The sequence below is a fragment of the Streptomyces sp. NPDC050743 genome (genome assembly GCF_044456925.1).
Classification (GTDB): domain Bacteria; phylum Actinomycetota; class Actinomycetes; order Streptomycetales; family Streptomycetaceae; genus Streptomyces.
This window is the reverse complement of the sequence record NZ_JBITGJ010000024.1, coordinates 53,975-72,574: the sequence shown is the minus strand read 5'-3', so window position 1 is coordinate 72,574 and position 18,600 is coordinate 53,975. Positions and strand designations below refer to the sequence as shown.

Here is an 18,600-nt window from a genome sequence, read left to right as displayed (position 1 = left end):
GCCGTCGGCGTCGCCCACCCGCCCCCGCGTGTCGGCCAGCCTAGGAGGGCGCCCGAACCGGCTCGGCCGACCGTGCGGCGGGTTCACGAAGTGCCCGGTGTCTGCGGCACCCGCACCCCGGTCGGCCCATGGCCGTCGGCGTTGCCCACCTGCCCGCGCGTCTCGGCCGGCTGGGAGGGCGCCCCGAGAAGTCTTCGCTGTCGCGCGAAAAACCCGGGACCGTGCCGTTTCTCCCCGCGCCCCCGCGCTCCCGCGGCTCCGTCCCGGACTCCGGCTCTCACCCGCCCGCCCGGCTGGGGCGGCTGAAAGGGTGTCGAGCCGGAAGACTCGCCTCGGCCGCCCCCCTGTGCGGCCCGCTTTCCAGCCGACCGGGACGGGCGGTGCGTGGGCGGAGGTCACCAGGAGGCGGGTGGCGGGGCCGTCAGGATCTCCGCCAGCCTCGACAGGCGGTCCCGGAAACCCCGCCGAACCCTCGGAGAGACACCGCCGTTCTCGCCCGCCGCCGCGCTGACCAGGTGCTGGACGGTGTCCAGGTCCAACTCCGCCGCCTCCGGTACGGGCAGCGTGTCGTGGGCCAGTGCGGCAAGGTCGCCGTCGTCCGCGCCGAGCGCCAGCACCGTCACCCCAGCCCGGCGGGCGTCGTGCACGCGCTCCAGCAGGGGCGCGGGCTCCTCGGGGGCCACGACCAGCAGGGTCTCACCGCGTCGCGCCGCCTCGATCCGGCCCGGCCCCACCGCCAGGTGGGGCGGGTCGCAGGGGCGCGCGTGGTGCCGTACCAGGGTCGGCGCCAGCTCGGGCGTGCCGGACCACGCGGCCTCGTCCACCAGATGCGCCGCCAGATGCCACGGCTCGTACTCCGGCGTGCCCACCAGCAGCAGCCCGCCCCCATGTGCCACCACCGACCCGCGCAGCACCCCCGCGAACCTCCGGGTGGCCCCCAGCCACTCGGTCCCGGCGAGCACTTCCCGCAGCAGCGCGACCCGTACGGCGTCCATGCGCCCGCATCCTGCCGCAACCGGTCACTCGTGACGCGGAGTTCACCCGGAATTCGCCCGCTCCGGGGACATTCACCGGTCACCGTGCGAACACGTCTCCGTACGGACCGGTCCCCGTTCCCCTCTCCTCCCGAGGAGCCGCCCGATGACCGAGGTCACCGTCCCCTTCCGCGCCGGACACGAGGGCTACGCCAGTTTCCGGATCCCGGCCGTCGTCGCCACCCGAGCCGGCACGCTGCTCGCCTTCTGCGAGGGCCGTGTCGCCTCCGCCGCCGACCACGGGCGCATCGACATCGTGCTCAGGCGGTCCACGGACGGCGGCCGCACCTGGGGACCGCTCCAGGTCGCCGCGAGCAACGGCAAGGACCTCGCCGGCAACCCCGCCCCCGTCGTCCTCGACACCGGCCGCGTCCTGCTCGTGCACATCCGGGCCGCCGCCGGCGCCACCGAGGCCGCCATCCTGCGCGGCCAGGTCTCGGACGCCGACGGGCGGCGGGTGTGGGTGCGGCACAGCGACGACGACGGGGCGACCTGGTCCGCGCCCCGGGAGATCACCGCGCAGGTGAAGAAGCGCGGCTGGCGCTGGTACGCCACCACCCCCGGCCACGCCCTCCAGCTGAGCACCGGCCGCGTCCTCGTCCCCGCCAACCACACCGTGCCGCCCACCGGCACCGACACCGGCGCCGAGCCGCAGTACAACAGCGGCCACTGTCTGCTCAGCGACGACCGGGGAGAGTCCTGGCACCTCGGGTACGTCGACGAGAACACCGACGGCTACATCAACGTCAACGAGACCACCGCCGCCGAACTCCCCGACGGGCGCGTCTACTTCAACACCCGCAACGACTCGCCCTCGCCCGGCAACCGCGCCGACGCCCACTCCACGGACGGCGGGAAGACCCTGGTCAAGCCGTTCCGGCCGCAGGCCGGGCTGACGGCACCCGTCTGCGAGGCCTCCGTCCTCCAGCTCCGCGACCCGGACCTGCTCCTCTACTCCGGCCCGGCCGACCCCGCCTTCCGCGCCCTGATGACGATCCGCGCCTCCACCGACGGCGGCACCACCTGGCGCACGGCGTTCACCGTCGACGGGTTGCCCGCCGCCTACTCCGACCTGGTCCGCGTCGACCGGGACACGGTGGGACTCCTCTACGAGACCGGGGACTTCAGCGCCTACGAGACCGTCACCTTCCGCCGGGTGCCCGTGCACCGCCTCACCTGAGCGTGCCGCGAGCGCCACCGACGTAGGCTCGCCCCATGACCACTACCGACAGTGCACAGACCCCTGCCAAGGCCCCCGCCAAGGACCCCTGGGACCTGCCCGACGTCTCCGGATACGTCGTCGGCGTGCTCGGCGGCACCGGACCGCAGGGCAAGGGCCTCGCCTACCGGCTCGCCAGGGCCGGCCAGAAGGTGATCATCGGCTCGCGGTCCGCCGACCGCGCCCGGACCGCCGCCCAGGAATGCGGCCACGGCGTCGAGGGCGCCGACAACGCCGAGGCCGCGCGCCGCAGCGACATCGTGATCGTCGCCGTACCGTGGGACGGCCACGGCGACACGCTGAAGGCCCTGCGCGAGGAACTGGCCGGCAAGCTCGTCGTGGACTGCGTCAACCCGCTCGGCTTCGACAAGAAGGGCGCCTACGCGATCCGGCCCGAGGAGGGCAGCGCCGCCGAGCAGGCCGCCGCCCTGCTGCCGGACTCCCGGGTCGCCGCCGCCTTCCACCACCTGTCGGCCGTCCTGCTCCAGGACCCGGAGATCGAGCAGATCGACACCGATGTGATGGTGCTGGGCGAGGAGCGGGCCGACGTCGAGATCGTGCAGGCCCTCGCCGGGCGCATCCCCGGCATGCGCGGCGTCTTCGCCGGGCGGCTGCGCAATGCCCACCAGGTGGAGTCGCTGGTCGCGAACCTGATCTCCGTCAACCGCCGCTACAAGGCTCACGCCGGGCTCCGCGTCACCGACGTCTGAGCCGATGGGGGACACTGTTCGGCGTAGCAGTGTCCCCCGCAAGGAGCCGACTCCCATGCCCCTTCCGCCCCCGCCCACCCGGACCCGGCGACTCGCCCTCTACACCCTCGTCGTCTGCGTGCTCGCGGTGGCCGCCGCCGTCGTCTCCTTCGCCCAGGGCAGCTGGCTGGGGATCGTCTGGGTGCTGCTGGCGGGCCTGACGTCCAACATGACCTGGTACTACGTCAAGCGCGGACGCTCGGCCTAGGCCCAGAAGCGGTAGAGGCTCCAGCCGTACGAGGTGTCCAGTTCGCTGACTCCCAGTCCGCGCAGGATCGCGTCGACCATGTGGAAGAACGCGCTGTTGATCGACGGCACCCACAGCAGCGCGAACGCGAACATCAGGCCGAACGGCGCGAACGGCTCCACCTGGCGCTTGACCTTGTACGACAGCCATGGCTCGATCACGCCGTAGCCGTCCAGGCCCGGCACCGGCAGGAAGTTCAGGATCGCCGCCGTCACCTGGAGCAGGGCCAGGAAGGCGAGCGCGAACCGGAAGTCGCTCGGTATGCCGTCCAGGGCGTCCAGCCAGAAGGGGGCCGTGCACACCGCCGCGAACAGCACGTTCGTCAGCGGGCCCGCCGCCGAGATCAGGCTGTGCCGCCAGCGGCCCCGGATCCGGCCGCGCTCGATGAACACCGCGCCGCCCGGCAGACCGATCCCGCCCATGATCACGAAGAGCACCGGGAGCACGATGCTCAGCAGCGCGTGCGTGTACTTCAGCGGGTTCAGGGTGAGGTAGCCCTTCGCGCCGACCGTGATGTCGCCGCTGTGCAGGGCCGTGCGCGCGTGCGCGTACTCGTGCAGGCACAGGGAGACGATCCAGGCCGCCGTCACGAACAGGAACACCGCGACGCCCGGCCGTGCCGCATAGCCCGTCCAGGTGGCCCAGCCCGTCACCGCCGTCACGGCCAGGATGCCCACGAACACGGGGCTGACCCGGCGGTCGCCGCGGCGGGTGGAGGCGATGGTCATCGGCGGGCTCCTGTGCGGTGGGGACGGTGCGGAGTGCGACCGTACCGGCCGCGCCCTCGCGGGGGAAACGTCTCGCACTCGCCGTCCGGTTCCTGGACCCTGGGGGAATGCCACGGATGAGGGTGTTCTACGAAGACTGGCAGATGGAGTGCTGCGGCACACCGTTCGCGGTGGGCGACGAGGTGTCCTGGAAGCTGGTCGCCTACGACGCCGAAGCCGTCCGGGAGGGCCACGGGTACGGCGCCGAGGCGTGGGTGGAGAACCACGGCGGCCCGGACGAGGAGACCGTCGGCCGGGTGCGGGCCATCGACCTGGTGCACCAGGAGTACCTGGCCCGCACCGACCAGCGTGCCCTCGAGCGCGTCGACCGTGCCCTCGAACCGTCGGAGTCCCGCGGAGTGATCTTCCTCCCGTCCCCGTACAGCACGGAACCGGTGCCCGGCGCGCACAGCGTCGAGGCCGTCGGCACCTGCCCGAAGTGGTTCGAGAGCCAGGAACCGGGCAGGGACCGGGGCCCGCACCGCATCCGCCGCACCCAGGGCGCCCTCGTCACCCTGGACGTCCCCGACGGCACGCCGCCGCAACCCGGTGACCACCGGTGACCGCTCCGGTGACAATGGACCCCGTGCGCTATCGCCTGCTCGGCACCACCCAGGTACTCCGCCCCGACGGCACGGCCGTCCCGGTCGGCGGGGCGCGGCTGCGTGCCCTGCTGGGTGTGCTCGCGCTCCGGGCCGGCCGGACCGTGCCCGTGGGCGTGCTGGTCGACGAGGTCTGGGGCGCCGACCCGCCCGCCGACGCCGCCGGGGCGCTCCAGGCGCTGGTCGGCCGGCTGCGCCGTACCCTCGGCGCGGACGCCGTCGCCTCCGCCGAGGGCGGCTACCGGCTCACCGCCGCGCCCGACGACGTCGACCTCAGCCGCTTCGAGCGGCTGACCGGCGACGGCCTGCGGGCCCTCGCCGACGGCGACCCGGCCAAGGCCGCCGCCGTCCTGGACGACGCGCTCGCCCTGTGGCACGGCCCGGCCCTCGCCGACCTGCCCGACCACGCCGCCGAGGCGGCCCGCTGGGAGACCCGCCGCCTGGACGCGCTGCGCGCCCGGCACACCGCCGCGCTCGCCCTCGGGCACGCCGAGCAGTCCCTGCCCGAGCTGACCGCCCTGTGCGACGACCATCCGCTGGACGAGCCGCTCCAGGCGCTGCGGCTGCGCGCCCTGCGCGACGCCGGCCGCCCGGCCCAGGCACTCGCCGCCTACGAGGACGTACGACGGCGGCTCGCGGACCGGCTCGGCTCCGACCCCGGGCCCGAACTGCGCGCCCTGCACACCGAGCTGCTGACCGAGCAGCACCCGGCGCCGCGGCCCGGGCCGGCGGCCGTGGGCAATCTGCCCGCCCGGCTCACCTCCTTCGTCGGCCGGGAGAGCGACATCGAGGCCATCGGCGCCGATCTGGCCGCCGCCCGCCTGGTCACCCTGCTCGGTCCGGGCGGCGCCGGGAAGACCCGGCTGTCCCAGGAGGCCGCCGAGGCGGTGCGGCACACCGTCCGGGACGGGGTGTGGCTGGCCGAACTGGCGCCCGTGGACGACCCCGAGGCCGTACCGCAGGCCGTGCTCACCGCGATCGGCGCCCGCGACACCGTGCTGCACGGCGCTGGCGCCGAGAGCATCCGCGCGGTCGCCGAGCGGTACGACGACCCCCTCGAACGCATCGTGGAGCACTGCGCCCGGCGCCGGATGCTGATCGTCCTGGACAACTGCGAGCATGTGATCGAGGCCGCCGCCCACCTCACCGAGCGCCTGCTGGCCCGCTGTCCGCAGCTGACCGTCCTCGCCACCAGCCGCGAACCCCTCGGCGTGCCGGGGGAGCTGGTGCGCCCGGTGGAGCCGCTGCCGGAGCCGGTCGCGCTGCGGCTGCTCGCCGACCGGGGGGCGGCGGCCCGGCCCGGATTCCTCGTCCAGGACGATCCCGAGGCCTGCGCGGAGATCTGCCGGCGGCTCGACGGACTCCCGCTCGCGATCGAGCTGGCGGCGGCCCGGCTGCGGATGCTGACCCCACGCCAGATAGCGGACCGCCTCGACGACCGTTTCCGGCTGCTCACCTCCGGCAGCCGCACCGTCCTGCCCCGCCAGCAGACCCTGCGGGCCGTCGTGGACTGGTCCTGGGAGCTGCTGGACGCCGACGAGCGGGACGTCCTCGCCCGGCTGTCCGTCTTCGCGGGCGGCTGCGACCTGGCCGCCGCCGAGGCCGTGTGCGGGCCCGTCGCCCTGGACGCGCTCGGCTCCCTGGTCGACAAGTCCCTGGTGGTGGCCGCCCCTTCGGCGGAGGGCGGGATGCGCTACCGGCTCCTGGAGACCGTCGCCGAGTACGCCGGCGAACGGCTCGACGAGACCGGGCGCCGCGGCGAGGCCGAGCGCGCCCATCTGACGTACTACCGCGAACTCGCCCGCACCACCGACCCGTTGCTGCGCGGCCCCGAACAGCCCACCGCCATCGACCGGTTCCAGCTGGAGTACGAGAACCTGCGCACCGCCCTGCGGCACGCCGTCGCGGCCGGCGACGAGCAGGAGGGGCTGTGCCTGGTGCTGTCCCTGGTGTGGTTCTGGCAGATGCGGGACCTGCGCATCGAGACCCGCAACTGGTGCCGGGAGGTCATGGCGCTCGGTCCCGACCCCTTCACCGAACCCGTCCGGCCCGCGCAGCCGGTGTGGCAGCGCTGCACCGACGCCCCGCCCCCGTACACCGGCGAGGTCCTCGCCGAGGCCCGGCGCGGCGTCCACCTCGCCCACCTCGCCTGCATGGACCACGAGCTGGAGGCCTGGCAGACCCCCGACGCCCAGGCCAAGCTCCGCGCCATCACCCGGGTCTACCGACCGGGGCTGCCGCAGACCTGCCGTGCGCCCGGCATGGTGTGGTTCTACGCGGTGATCCTGGCTGGCGGCGGTGTGACACGGATGCGGGAGGTCGTCGACGCCAGCGTGCGGACCTGCCGGGAGACCCCCGGCTTCGAGTGGGAGCTGGCCGGCGCCCTGCAACTGCGCGCCAACCTCCTCGCCAACCGGGCCGCCTGGGCCGGCAACGCCACCCGGGACGCCGAGGAGGCCCTGGAGATCTTCCACCGCCTCGGTGACGCCTGGGGCACCGCCGAGGCGCTGTCCGCCCGTGGCGAGGCCCATGAACGCCAGGGCGCCCACGAGGAGGCCGCCGCCGACTACCGGGCGGCCATCGAACACGCCGAACGCATCGGCGCGCGCGGCCAGATGGCCATCCTCCGCGCCCGTCTCGGCAGCGTGCTCATGGAGGCGGGGGACATCGAGCGCGGCGAGGCACTGCTCAGGGGCGTCATCGCGAGCAAGGACGGCTCCCTCAACGAGGCCATGCCCGCCGCCCGGCTGTTCCTCTCCTGCTGGCTCGGCCTGACCGGCCGTACCGGCGAGGCGCGTGAACAACTGCGGGCGCTGCGCGAGGAGTTCAGGATCGCGCACTTCGTCGTCTTCGACGCCATGATCCTCACTCAGGAGGCCTGGCTGGACGCCCTCGACGGCCGTGCCGAGGACGCGCTGGACGGGGTCCGGCGGGCGCTGGAGCTCGCTCAGGACCCGCTGTCCAAGGCGGTCGCCCCGCATCTGGACTCCATCTGCCTCTACACCGCGGCGATGGGCCTCGCCCGCGTCGACGGCGGCGGTCGGTCCGTCGACGCCGCCCGCTGCCTGGGTGCCGCCCACGCCCTGCTGCCGTCCGGGCACATCCTCTCCGGTGTCGAGCGCCGGTGCCATGACATGGCCGAGAGCCGGATCCGGGAGGCCCTGGACGAACCCGCCTACCGGGCCGCGTACGCCGAGGGCGGTGGCCTCTCCCTCGCGGAGGCCACCGCCCTGGTCTGAGCCGTCCCGCTCGGAGCGGGCGGACGTCAGCTCTTCGTGCGGAACTTGTGGATCGCGACCGGTCCCATGACCGCCGTGATCGCCACCGACCAGGCCACGGTCACCCACAGGTCGTGTGCGACCGGGCGGCCGATCATCAGGCCGCGGGCCGCGTCCGCGAGCGTGGACAGCGGGTTGTAGTCGGTGAAGCTCTGCAGCCAGCCCGGCATCGACTTGGTCGGCGCGAAGATCGACGAGCCGAACTGCAGCGGGAACAGCACCAGGAAGCCCATCGCCTGCACGGACTGCGCGTTCTTCAGGATCACGCCCAGGGTGAGGAACACCCACATGATCGAGGAGGCGAACAGCGCGGACAGACCCACCGCCGCGAACAGGCCGGCCCAGTGGGTGATGTGGAAGCCGACCAGCACGGCGACGACCATCAGCACGGCCGTGGCGAACAGCATCCGGGCCAGCTCGACGGCGATCTTCGCGAACAGCACCGACCCGCGCCCGATCGGCAGCGACCGGAACCGGTCCATGACCCCGCTGTTGAAGTCCTGGCTGAACCCGGTGCCGACGCCCTGGGACAGCGTCATGCTCATCATCGCGATCATGCCCGGGATGACGTACTGCACGTACTGGCCCTGGCCGCCGCCGAGCGCCTGCCCGATGGATCCGCCGAAGACGTACACGAACAGCAGGGTGAAGACGACCGGCATCAGCAGCGCGTCGAACATCGACTCCGGGTCCTGGCGGATCCAGAGCAGATTGCGGCGGATGAGCGCGCCGGTGTGCCGCAGATGCCCGCGCAGCGGGATCCGGACGTCGGCGTGGGCGACGGCGACGGTGGCGGTGATCGTAGGGGCGGCGCGAAGCGCCTCGTTCAGGGTGGTGGTGGGCGACGGGTGGGAGCTCATACGGCGACCTCCTCGCGGGATTCGGCGGGCGTGGTGTCCTGCGGGGCACCGGCGCGGTGGCCGGTGAGGGACAGGAACACCTCGTCCAGGCTGGGCAGTTCGGTGGTGATGGCGGAGATCGTGATGCCGCGCGCGGTGACCGCGCCGACCACGGCGGTCAGCTGCTCGTCGCTGAGGATCGGCACCAGCAGGGCCCCGGACTCGGTGTCCACGGTGGTGGTCGCGAGCCCGGTGATGCCGAGCTCGTCCAGCATGGTGGCGAGCGGGCGCAGCTGCAGCGGGTCGACGGGCCGGACCCGGAGGGTGCGCCCGCCGACGCGGGCCTTCAGCTCCTCGATCCCTCCCGTGGCGATGACCTTGCCTCGGTCGACCACGGTCAGCTCGGAGGCGAGCTGCTCGGCCTCCTCCATGTACTGGGTGGTCAGCAGCACGGTGACGCCGTCGCCGACCATCGCCTTCACCTCGTCCCACACCTCGTTGCGGGTACGGGGGTCGAGTCCGGTGGTCGGCTCGTCGAGGTAGAGGACGGCCGGCCGGCCGATCATCGAGGCGGCGAGGTCGAGCCGCCGCCGCATGCCGCCGGAGTACGTGCTCGCGGGCCGCCTGGCCGCCTCCGTCAGGGAGAACCGCTCCAGCAGCTCGTCGGCGCGGGCGCGGGCGTCCTTGCGGGGCAGGTCCAGCAGCCGGCCGATCATGTACAGGTTCTCCCAGCCGGGGAGCTTCTCGTCGACGGAGGCGTACTGCCCGGTGAGCCCGATGACCCGGCGCAACTGCCGGGGCTGCCGTACGACGTCGTACCCGGCCACGGTGGCCTGGCCGGCGTCCGGGGTGATCAGGGTGGACAGGATCCGCACGAGGGTGGTCTTGCCGGCGCCGTTCGGACCGAGCACACCCATCACGGTGCCCTCGCGGACGTCCAGGTCGACACCGTCCAGCGCCTTGGTCTCGCCGTAGTGCTTGACCAGTCCCCGTACCGTCACTGCGTGGCTTGCGCCGACGGGGTTCTCATGGATTCGCGTCATGGGGAAGACGGTGCCAGGGGCTGCCGACAAACCACCGACAGGCCACCGACAGCCGCCTGCGGCGCACCGACAGCCCGTCGGCACATCCGTCGGCCGGCCGTCGGCACCCCTCGTCATCCCTTGTCCGTGACGCCGTCCGCCGGGCGGGCCGGCCCCGGGTCCTCGACACGACAGCGGCCGTCGCGGGCGTTCCCGGCGACATCCGGTCGGCGGCATGCGGATCTTCCCGGCCGAAATCACCGGGACGGCGGCCGGTGGTGCCCCCGGGACGACTGGCCGGACGCCGACCACCGGGGCGCGATCATCGGTCCGGTCCGGCCACCCTCGATCGGACGCACGCCGACGACGTCCACCGCCTCCCGGCACAGGTCACCGACGAGCCGGCGCCGATGCCCGGCCGCGGCATGGGCGCCACCATCGGACTGCGCCTGGCCGTCGACCACCCCGACCGGCCGAACCGGGGGAGCGGCGCCGGTTCGGGCGCACAACGGGGACAGCCCGCCGACGGGGGAAGATCGGCGGGCTGCCCGGGTGTTGCCGCAATGGCTCAGTGGACGGAGTGCTCCTCCAGCGGGAACGCCCCGGAGACGACGTCCTCGGCGAACGACTTCACCGCGTCGCCCATGACCTCACGCAGGTTGGCGTACTTCTTGACGAACTTCGGCACCCGGCCGGAGGTCAGCCCGAGCATGTCGGTCCAGACCAGGACCTGCGCGTCCGTCTCGGGCCCGGCGCCGATCCCCACCGTGGGGATGTGCAGCACCCGCGTCACCTCGGCCGCCAGCTCCGCCGGAACCAGCTCCAGGACCACGGCGAACGCGCCGGCGTCCTGCACCGCCTTCGCGTCCCGCAGCAGCTGCTGCGCCGCCTCCTCGCCGCGTCCCTGCACGCGGTAGCCCATCGCGTTGACGGACTGCGGGGTCAGCCCGATGTGCGCCATGACCGGGATGCCGGACTCCACCAGCAGCCGGATCTGTTCGTGCGAGCGCTCGCCGCCCTCCAGCTTGACCGCGCCCACCCCGGCGTCCTTCACCAGCCGGGTCGCCGAGCGCAGCGCCTGCACCGGGCCCTCCTGGTAGGAGCCGAAGGGGAGGTCGCCGACGATCAGGGCGCGCTGCGTGCCGCGTACCACGGCCGCCGACAGCATGGTCATCTCGTCGAGGGTGACGGGCACGGTCGTCTCGTACCCGAGGTGGCAGTTGCCCGCCGAGTCGCCGACGAGGATCACCGGGATCCCGGCCTCGTCGAAGACGGACGCGGTCATCGCGTCGTAGGCGGTGAGCATGGGCCACTTCTCACCCCGCTCCTTGGCGAGGGCGATGTCGCGAACGGTGATGCGGCGGGTGCCCTTCCCCCCGTACAGCGCCTTGCTGCCGTCGGAGGGCTTGTTCTGGGCAGCCGAAAGCTGCGTCATGGCAACGGCTCCTTCAGTCATCTCGAGGCGCCCTGACGGCGTCCCCGGATCGTCTCCATGGTGGCACCTCGTGCCAGCCAGGGCCAGGGGAACCGCCTGTGATCCACAACCGTGGCCGAGACCCAGCTGTGTAAGGCCTTGGTAAAGAACTAAGATACGAGACCGTTCCGTATCGAAATGGTCGTAGGGTCGAACACATGACAAGTCCTGTCCCTGCCTCCCGGATACCGGAAGCGGTGCACCGGCGCCGCTGGGCGATCCTCGGCGTGCTCATGCTGAGCCTGCTGATCGTGGTGCTCGACAACTCGATCCTGAACGTCGCCATCAAGACCATCTCCAGCCCCGCGCCGACCGGCCTCGGCGCCTCCCAGGGGCAGATCGAGTGGGCGATCAACGCCTACACCCTCGTCTTCGCCGGCCTGCTGTTCACCGCGGGCCTCATCGGTGACCGCCTCGGCCGCAAGAAGGTGCTGCTCGGCGGCATCGCCGTGTTCGGCATCGGCTCCGCCCTGGCCGCCGAGTCCGGCTCGCCGGGCCAGCTGATCGCCTTCCGCGCGCTGATGGCCCTCGGCGCCGCCTTCGTCATGCCCGCCACCCTCGCCGTCCTGATGAACGTCTTCGAGCGCGAGGAGCAGCCCAAGGCCATCGGCATCTGGGCGGGCGGCGTCGGCCTCGCCATCGCCATCGGGCCGATCACCGGCGGCGCGCTCCTCGACCACTTCTGGTGGGGCTCGGTCTTCTTCATCAACGTGCCGATCGTGATCGTCGCGCTGGTCCTGATGACCTGGCTGGTGCCCGACTCCCGTGACCCCAAGCCCGGCCGCCTCGACCCGGTCGGCGTCGTCCTGTCCGTCGTCGGCCTGGTCCTGCTGGTCTACGGCATCATCAAGGGCGGCGAACTCGCCGACTTCACCGACGCCAAGGTGCTGGCGACCATCATCGCCGGTCTCGTCGTCCTGGCCGGCTTCGTCGTCTTCGAAAAGCGCAGCGACCACCCGTCGCTCGACGTCACCTACTTCAAGAACAAGGTCTTCTCGGCCGCCATGAGCGCCATCGCGCTGGTCTTCTTCGCGCTGATGGGCGTCACGTTCTTCGGTGTCTTCTACACCCAGAGCGTGCGCGGTTACTCGCCGCTGGAGTCCGGTGTGCTGATGCTGCCGCTCGCCTGCGCCCAGCTGATCTTCGCGCCGCGCGCCCGGCTGCTGGTCGACCGGTTCGGCAACAAGGCCACCACCACCGCCGGACTGGTGCTGATCGCGGCGACACTGGCCGCGTTCGCCACGTTCGAGGCCGACACCCCGATCTGGATCCTCGAGGTCGTCTTCTTCCTCATGGGCACCGGCATGGCGCACATCATGACGCCGACGTCGGTCGTCATCATGCAGGCGCTGCCGCGCGAGAAGGCCGGCTCCGCCTCCGCGCTCAGCAACACCTTCCGCCAGGTCGGCGGCGCGCTCGGCATCGCCGTACTCGGCTCGGTGCTCGCCACGTCCTACCGCAACGGCATCGAGGGCAAGCTCGGCATGCTGCCGCCCGCCCTGCGCGACAAGGCGGCCGAGTCCATCGAGGCCACCCTCGGCATCGCCGGCAAGCTGGGCCCGCGGGGCAAGGCCCTGGTCACCCCGGCCGACGACGCGTTCCTGCACGCCATGCACGTCACCGCCCTGTGCGGAGTCGGTGTCGCGCTGGTCGGCGCCGTGGTGACGGCCCTGTTCCTGCCCGGCAAGCCGCCGGCCGCGCAAGCGGGCGAGCAGGAGACGGAGTTGGTCGCGGCCGCGGACTGACGCGGACCGGCGGACCAGGGGTTCCCATCGAGGTTCCACGGGGGAAGGAGGCGGCTGCGGGACAATTCCCGCAGCACAGTGAGAGGACGGACGACGTGAGCCTTGCCGAGAGCCGGCCGCGACCGGACGGGCCCGTGCGGGGACGCCCCCGCAGCGAGGCCGTGGAACGCGCCATTCTGGAAGGCGTGATGAAGCTCCTGGAGGACGGCGTACCGCTCGCCGAACTCTCCATCGAGCGCGTCGCGCGCACGGCCGGGGTCGGCAAGGCCACCATCTACCGCCGCTGGAGCGGCAAGGAGGAGCTGTTCGTCGACGTCGTACGCGCCGCCGAACCCCCCGACCCCGAACTCCCCGGTACCTCCCTGCGCGACGACCTCGTCGTGCTGCTGGAGTCCCTGCGCCAACGCGGACTCGTCCACCGCTCCTCGGCGATCCTGCACAACGTCTACGCGCAGATGAAGCACAGCCCGAAGATCTGGTCCGCGTACCACGCCATCGTCATCGCGCCCCGCCGCGAACTCGGGATGGAGGTGCTGCGCCGAGGCCGGGAGAACGGCGAACTGCGTCCCGACGTCGACCTGGACCTGGCCAACGACCTGTTCGTCGGCCCCATGCTCGTGCGCACCGTCCTGCGCCCCGAGGGCGACCTGCCCGAGGACCTGGCGGAGCAGATCGTCGACACGGTCCTGGAAGGCCTACGGCCCGTCAGCTCGACAGCCTCGTAGCACTTATATGCGCGTTTCGTCACAAACCCCTGGTGTCCCGGGGGTAACGGAACTCCCTATCCCGCTTCCTTCGTCATCGTCTTCCGTACGGCCGTCATGGGACGGCGGGAGCGGAGCCGATCATCCCCTAGGGTCGGAAGAACACGGGGGAACGACGGTGTGCACGGCAGGCAGTGAGGCAGACGGTATGGCGCAGCAGGCGTACATGACGGAGACGGACAACGGCGGCTCGGGGCCCGAGCGACCGGGATCCCGGCTTCGGCGCCTGGTGCACCGCCTCCTTGCCGGCTGGCGCGGCGATCCGGGCGTCTGGCGCCGGGGCGTCGTCCTCGCGGTCCTCGCCCTCCTGCTCGCCCTGGTGATGCTGCTGCATTCGCACATCCCGAACCGGGTGGGCAACCTCGGCAGCCTCACCGAGACGTTTCTGCCGTGGCTGGGGCTCGCCATCCCGGTGCTGCTGGGCCTCGGGCTGCTGCGGAGGTCGGCGACCGCGCTGATCGCCGTACTCCTCCCGGCGATCGTGTGGCTGAACCTCTTCGGCGGGCTGCTCACCGACAAGACGGGCCCGGGCGGCGACCTGATGGTGGCGACCCACAACGTCAACGCCGAGAACCCCGACCCCGCCGCGACCGCCCGCGAGGTGGCCGCCTCCGGCGCCGACATCCTCGCCCTGGAGGAGGTCCCGCAGGCGGCCGTGTCGACCTACGAGAAGGCGCTCGCGCCGACGTACCGGTACCACGGCGTCGAGGGCACGGTCGGCCTGTGGAGCAAGTACCCGATGAGCGATGTGCGGGCGGTGGACATCAAGCTCGGCTGGAAGCGCGCGATGCGGGCCACCGTCACCACCCCGCACGGCCCCGTCGCGGTGTACGTCGCCCACATGCCCTCGGTGCGGGTGAAGGTGAAGGCCGGGTTCACCGCCCGGGAGCGCGACAAGAGCGCCAACGCGCTCGGCGAGGCCATCGCCGACGAGCCGCTGAAGCGGGTGGTGCTGCTCGGCGACCTGAACGGCACGATGAACGACCGTTCCCTCAACGCCGTCACCTCCCAGATGCGTTCCACGCAGGGTGCGGCGGGCAGCGGCTTCGGGTTCAGCTGGCCGGCGGCGTTCCCGATGGCACGGATCGACCAGATCATGGTCAGGGGCGTGGAGCCGGAGAGCTCCTGGACGCTGCCGCGCACCGGCAGCGACCACCTGCCGGTGGCTGCCCGTGTGAAGCCGGACACGTCGTCGTAACCCCTTGGAATACTGGGCCTGAGAGGCTTTGTTCCGCAGCTGAACATATGCTGTGACGGAACCGCTCTCCCTTTCTCCTCTCTGACTTCGAAAGGCACAGGCCCTTCATGCCCCTGGCCCTGCTCGCTCTGGCCGTCGGCGCTTTCGGTATAGGTACGACCGAGTTCGTGATGATGGGCCTGCTGCCCGACGTCGCGGACGACCTGCACATCTCGATCCCCGCCGCCGGGCACCTGGTCTCGGCGTACGCGCTGGGCGTGGTGATCGGCGCCCCGCTGCTGGCCGCGCTCACGGCCCGCATGTCCCGCCGCACGGTGCTGATCGCCCTGATGGCGCTGTTCGTCGCGGGCAACGCGCTCTCGGCGCTCGCCCCCGGCAACGACTCCCTGCTGGCCGCCCGCTTCCTCAGCGGTCTGCCGCACGGCGCCTTCTTCGGCGTGGGAGCGGTCGTCGCCACGACGATGGTCCCGCCGGAGCGCAAGGCGCGCTCGGTCTCGCTGATGTTCCTCGGCCTGACCGTCGCCAACATCGCGGGCGTACCGGCGGCCACGCTGATGGGCCAGCACCTGGGCTGGCGGGCCACCTTCCTGGGCGTGAGCGCGATCGGCCTCGCGGCGATCGCCTCGCTGGCGCTGCTGATCCCGCACGACCGGGGGCAGGCCGCCTCGTCGGCGGGCCTGCGCGGCGAGTTGGCCGCGCTGAGGTCCCTGCCGGTCTGGCTGGCTCTGGGTACGACGGTGGCGGGCTTCGGCGCGCTCTTCGCGGCCTACAGCTACGTGACCCCGATGCTGACGCGGTCGGCCGGGTTCGCGGAGGGCAACGTGACGCTGCTCCTGGCCCTGTTCGGCGTGGGCGCCACGGCGGGCAACCTGTGGGGCGGCCGCCTGGCGGACCACTCGCTGCGGGGCACCCTGTTCGGCGGCCTGGCGTCACTGGGTGCCGTGCTGCTGCTGTTCCCGGTGCTGATGCGGGCGGAGTGGAGCGCGGCGCTCGCGGTGACCCTGCTGGGCATGGCGGCCTTCATCACGGGTTCGCCGCTGCAGCTGATGGTGATGGAGAAGGCATCGGCGGCCCCCTCCCTGGCCTCCTCCGCCAACCAGGCGGCCTTCAACCTGGCCAACGCCGGCGGCGCCTGGATCGGCGGCCTGGCACTGGCGGCGGGCTTCGGTACGACGTCCCCGGCGCTGGCCGGCGCGATGCTGGCGGTGCTGGGTCTGGGCGTGGCCGGCGTGGCGTACGGGGTGGACCGCCGCCGGGGGACTCCGTCGGTGGGGCGGGAGAGGCTGGTCGCCTCCCACATGCCGGAGGAGCCGGGGGTGCTGCACCACTGAACCAGGGGGCGCTGCCCCCTGGATCCCCGGGTCCTTTGCCCACCGGCCCACCCGTGCACCCGACTCGGTCGGCCGAGAGGCGGTCGGGGGTGGAACAAATCCGCCAGTCACTCCCCTCCTGCGAACGGATGAGGCCCGTCCGAAGAAGGGGGCGGCCCCGCGGCGAGGTGGGCGCAACGCAAAGGGGGCGTGAGGTCACCAGGACCCCACGCCCCCACTGCTCAGCGGAGCGGCAGTGCGTCAGTGCTTGCGGTACGACTGCACGTAACCGTTCGCCGGCGAGCCGACGCCCGTCACGTCGTCGTAGCCCTTGACCGCCGACAGGGAGCTGTCCTTGCCGAGGGTGCGGGCCGAGTAGAGCAGGCCGCCCGACGCGTCGAAGCCGTTGGCGAAGTCCACGCGGGCGACCGCCAGGCCGGAGCCCGTCGGGTTGTCCGTGACGTCGTGGAAGACGCCCTGCTTGCCGTACTTGGCGTAGATCGTCGGGTTGGCGAAGCCGATCGCCTTGCCGCCGCGCGCCTCCTGGGCCAGGGCCTGGACCGCCGCGATGACCGGAGCGGCGAGCGAGGTGCCGCCGATGCGGTACTCGCTGTACTGCTCCGAGCCGTCCGGGAAGGACTGGGTCTGGCCGACCAGGAAGCCGGTGTTCGGGTCGGCGATGGCCGCGATGTCCGGGACGACGCGGTTGCCGTCGGCGCTGTTGGCCTTGGCGAGCGAGTCCGGGACGACGCCCTTCTGGTAGAACGGCTCGGCGACCGTCTTGCTGGTGCCGCCGCCCGCGCCCGAGGTGAAGGCGCCGGGGAAGTTGGTCCAGCTCTTGCCGTCGGCCGACAGGGTCGCCTTCTTGGTGCCCCAGCCGGTCTCCCACTCGTACGTGTCGCCCTTGCCCACGGCCAGCGACGTACCGCCGACCGCGGTCACCCAGGCGGAGTTGGCGGGGGTGTCGACCTGCTTCGTCCCGGTGTGGGCGACCTCGTCGCCGTTGTCACCGGAGGAGAAGTAGAAGCCGATGCCCTGCACCGCGCCCAGCTGGAAGACCTGGTCGTAGGCGGCCGCGAGGTCCGGGGTCTGGTTGGCCTCGATGTCGCCCCAGGAGTTGGAGACGATGTCGGCCAGGTGGTTGTCGACGATCTTGCTGAGCGAGTCCAGCAGGTCGTCGTCGTAGCAGGAGGCCGCACCGACGTAGGTGACGTCGGCGGACGGGGCGACCGCGTGCACAGCCTCGACGTCGAGGGTCTCCTCGCCGTACCAGCCGGCGGCGCCGCACTCCTTGGTCTTGGTGTAGTTCTTCGGCAGCACCTGGTGCAGCTGGCCGGTCTTCCAGGCCGCATCACCGTGCTTGACCGCGTACGTGCCCGCGTCGTAGGCGATCGTCGGGGACGCGTAGGCGTCCGTGATCGCGATGCGGACACCCTTGCCGGTGTAGTCACCCGCGCCGTACGCGGCGCGCAGCTGCTTGCCGGTGTAGCCCTTGATCGCGTACGGGATCTTGCCGCCGTACGCGTCCGGGAGCGTGGTCGCGATGTTCGAGCCGTAGTACGAGGAGAACGGCCCGGAGTTCTTGAACACGCCGTCCGGCGGCGGCAGCTGGTCGTCGTGGTTGGCCTTGTGCGGGGCGTTGTCCAGGCCGGTGACGGTCAGGACGGTGCCCTTCAGGCCGGCCGGCACGGTGGCCGACTTGGCCGGGGCGCGGTAAGTCGCCGAGCCCTTGGCGAAGTTGTGCAGCTGGGTGCCGAACGCCTTCTCGGCGGCGGCCACGTCACCGGAGACGGCGACGTAGTGCTGGGTGACCTCGGTGACCTTCAGACCGGCCGACGTCAGCCAGGACTTGACGGCGGCCACCTGGGCCTTGCTGGCGCCGAAGGCGGCCTGCGCCTTCTTGGCGCTCAGGTACTTGCCGTAGAGCGGCGAGCTGGGGTCGGACACGGACTTGGCGTAGGCGGCGAGGCCCGCCGCGTTCTTGCCGGCCAGGTAGACCCGGGCGTTCACCTGGGCGCTGTTCGAGGTCGCGCCCTTGTCCGCTTTGGCCGTGGCCCAGAGCGGCTTGGTGCCCTTCAGTGCCTCACGGGCGGGGCTGTCCGCGGCGTGTGCCGCGGGTATGCCCAGCGCCAGCGCGCCGGCGACCATGGGCAGCGTGGCTGCCATGCTCACGGCGCGCAGCTTGGCGCGGTTGGATCTCATAGAACCCCCTGCGATGCGGTTCGCATGCATGTAGTGGCTGGTACGTCATGCGTCCGCGCGCCGGCCCGCGGCGGTTCGGCCGGCGAATGGATCACATGATGGGGTCACTCTTTCGATGAACCGTTCATGCCAGGGGAACGAAAAGGTCAA

Annotated in this window: 15 protein-coding genes; 9 read left to right on the top strand and 6 right to left on the bottom strand. The window is 72.2% G+C overall.

Going from position 1 to position 18,600, the window contains the following annotated elements; genetic code table 11:
- Positions 1–395: 395 nt before the first annotated feature.
- Complete coding sequence (locus ACIBJF_RS23375; RefSeq protein WP_399176319.1) at positions 396–995, bottom strand: hypothetical protein; 600 nt, start codon at positions 993–995, stop codon at positions 396–398.
- Between the two features lie 145 nt (positions 996–1,140).
- Here ACIBJF_RS23375 and ACIBJF_RS23370 point away from each other — a divergent pair, with 145 nt between their 5' ends.
- The 3 genes from ACIBJF_RS23370 to ACIBJF_RS23360 are packed head-to-tail and all read left to right on the top strand — an operon-like array spanning position 1,141 to position 3,210.
- Positions 1,141–2,214, top strand: a complete 1,074-nt coding sequence (locus ACIBJF_RS23370) for an exo-alpha-sialidase (RefSeq protein WP_399176317.1) — start codon at positions 1,141–1,143, stop codon at positions 2,212–2,214.
- A gap of 35 nt (positions 2,215–2,249) precedes the next feature.
- Positions 2,250–2,963 (top strand): NADPH-dependent F420 reductase, encoded by a 714-nt coding sequence (npdG, locus tag ACIBJF_RS23365; RefSeq protein WP_399176316.1) that lies wholly within the window; start codon positions 2,250–2,252, stop codon positions 2,961–2,963.
- 4 nt (positions 2,964–2,967) lie between these two features.
- Positions 2,968–3,210 carry a hypothetical protein gene (locus tag ACIBJF_RS23360; protein WP_399176315.1) on the top strand — a complete coding sequence of 81 codons (243 nt, stop codon included), beginning with the start codon at positions 2,968–2,970 and terminating at the stop codon, positions 3,208–3,210.
- On the opposite strand, the gene ACIBJF_RS23355 is transcribed toward ACIBJF_RS23360, so the two are convergent.
- Positions 3,207–3,977 (bottom strand): site-2 protease family protein, encoded by a 771-nt coding sequence (locus ACIBJF_RS23355; protein ID WP_399176312.1) that lies wholly within the window; start codon positions 3,975–3,977, stop codon positions 3,207–3,209. The genes ACIBJF_RS23360 and ACIBJF_RS23355 overlap by 4 nt on opposite strands.
- 116 nt (positions 3,978–4,093) lie before the next feature.
- Between ACIBJF_RS23355 and ACIBJF_RS23350 the strand changes: the two genes are divergently transcribed.
- Positions 4,094–4,579: a DUF6578 domain-containing protein gene (locus tag ACIBJF_RS23350; protein ID WP_399176311.1), complete on the top strand. Its 486-nt coding sequence runs from the start codon at positions 4,094–4,096 to the stop codon at positions 4,577–4,579.
- Between the two features lie 14 nt (positions 4,580–4,593).
- Positions 4,594–7,857: a BTAD domain-containing putative transcriptional regulator gene (locus tag ACIBJF_RS23345; protein WP_399176405.1), complete on the top strand. Its 3,264-nt coding sequence runs from the start codon at positions 4,594–4,596 to the stop codon at positions 7,855–7,857.
- Positions 7,858–7,883: 26 nt separating this feature from the next.
- Here ACIBJF_RS23345 and ACIBJF_RS23340 read toward each other — a convergent pair whose 3' ends face one another.
- The 3 genes from ACIBJF_RS23340 to panB all read right to left on the bottom strand — a co-directional run bounded on the left by ACIBJF_RS23340 (position 7,884) and on the right by panB (position 11,192).
- Positions 7,884–8,756, bottom strand: coding sequence for an ABC transporter permease (locus tag ACIBJF_RS23340; RefSeq protein ID WP_399176309.1), 873 nt, complete (start codon positions 8,754–8,756; stop codon positions 7,884–7,886).
- The gene (locus tag ACIBJF_RS23335) at positions 8,753–9,778 is read right to left on the bottom strand and encodes an ATP-binding cassette domain-containing protein (protein WP_399176307.1); all 1,026 of its coding nucleotides are present in this window, start codon (positions 9,776–9,778) and stop codon (positions 8,753–8,755) included. Before ACIBJF_RS23335 ends, ACIBJF_RS23340 begins: the two co-directional genes overlap by 4 nt.
- A gap of 547 nt (positions 9,779–10,325) precedes the next feature.
- A complete protein-coding gene (panB, locus tag ACIBJF_RS23330) occupies positions 10,326–11,192 on the bottom strand; it encodes a 3-methyl-2-oxobutanoate hydroxymethyltransferase (protein WP_351798344.1) in 867 nt (288 codons plus the stop codon).
- A 197-nt stretch (positions 11,193–11,389) separates the two neighbouring features.
- Between panB and ACIBJF_RS23325 the strand changes: the two genes are divergently transcribed.
- The 4 genes from ACIBJF_RS23325 to ACIBJF_RS23310 all read left to right on the top strand — a co-directional run bounded on the left by ACIBJF_RS23325 (position 11,390) and on the right by ACIBJF_RS23310 (position 16,269).
- Positions 11,390–12,976, top strand: coding sequence for an MFS transporter (locus tag ACIBJF_RS23325; RefSeq protein WP_399176306.1), 1,587 nt, complete (start codon positions 11,390–11,392; stop codon positions 12,974–12,976).
- A 95-nt stretch (positions 12,977–13,071) separates the two neighbouring features.
- A complete protein-coding gene (locus ACIBJF_RS23320; protein WP_399176305.1) occupies positions 13,072–13,701 on the top strand; it encodes a TetR/AcrR family transcriptional regulator in 630 nt (209 codons plus the stop codon).
- Between the two features lie 187 nt (positions 13,702–13,888).
- Positions 13,889–14,938 (top strand): endonuclease/exonuclease/phosphatase family protein, encoded by a 1,050-nt coding sequence (locus ACIBJF_RS23315; protein WP_399176303.1) that lies wholly within the window; start codon positions 13,889–13,891, stop codon positions 14,936–14,938.
- 107 nt (positions 14,939–15,045) lie between these two features.
- Complete coding sequence (locus tag ACIBJF_RS23310) at positions 15,046–16,269, top strand: MFS transporter (RefSeq protein ID WP_399176301.1); 1,224 nt, start codon at positions 15,046–15,048, stop codon at positions 16,267–16,269.
- A 240-nt stretch (positions 16,270–16,509) separates the two neighbouring features.
- Here ACIBJF_RS23310 and ACIBJF_RS23305 read toward each other — a convergent pair whose 3' ends face one another.
- Complete coding sequence (locus tag ACIBJF_RS23305; protein ID WP_399176300.1) at positions 16,510–18,450, bottom strand: protease pro-enzyme activation domain-containing protein; 1,941 nt, start codon at positions 18,448–18,450, stop codon at positions 16,510–16,512.
- Positions 18,451–18,600 lie beyond the last annotated feature (150 nt).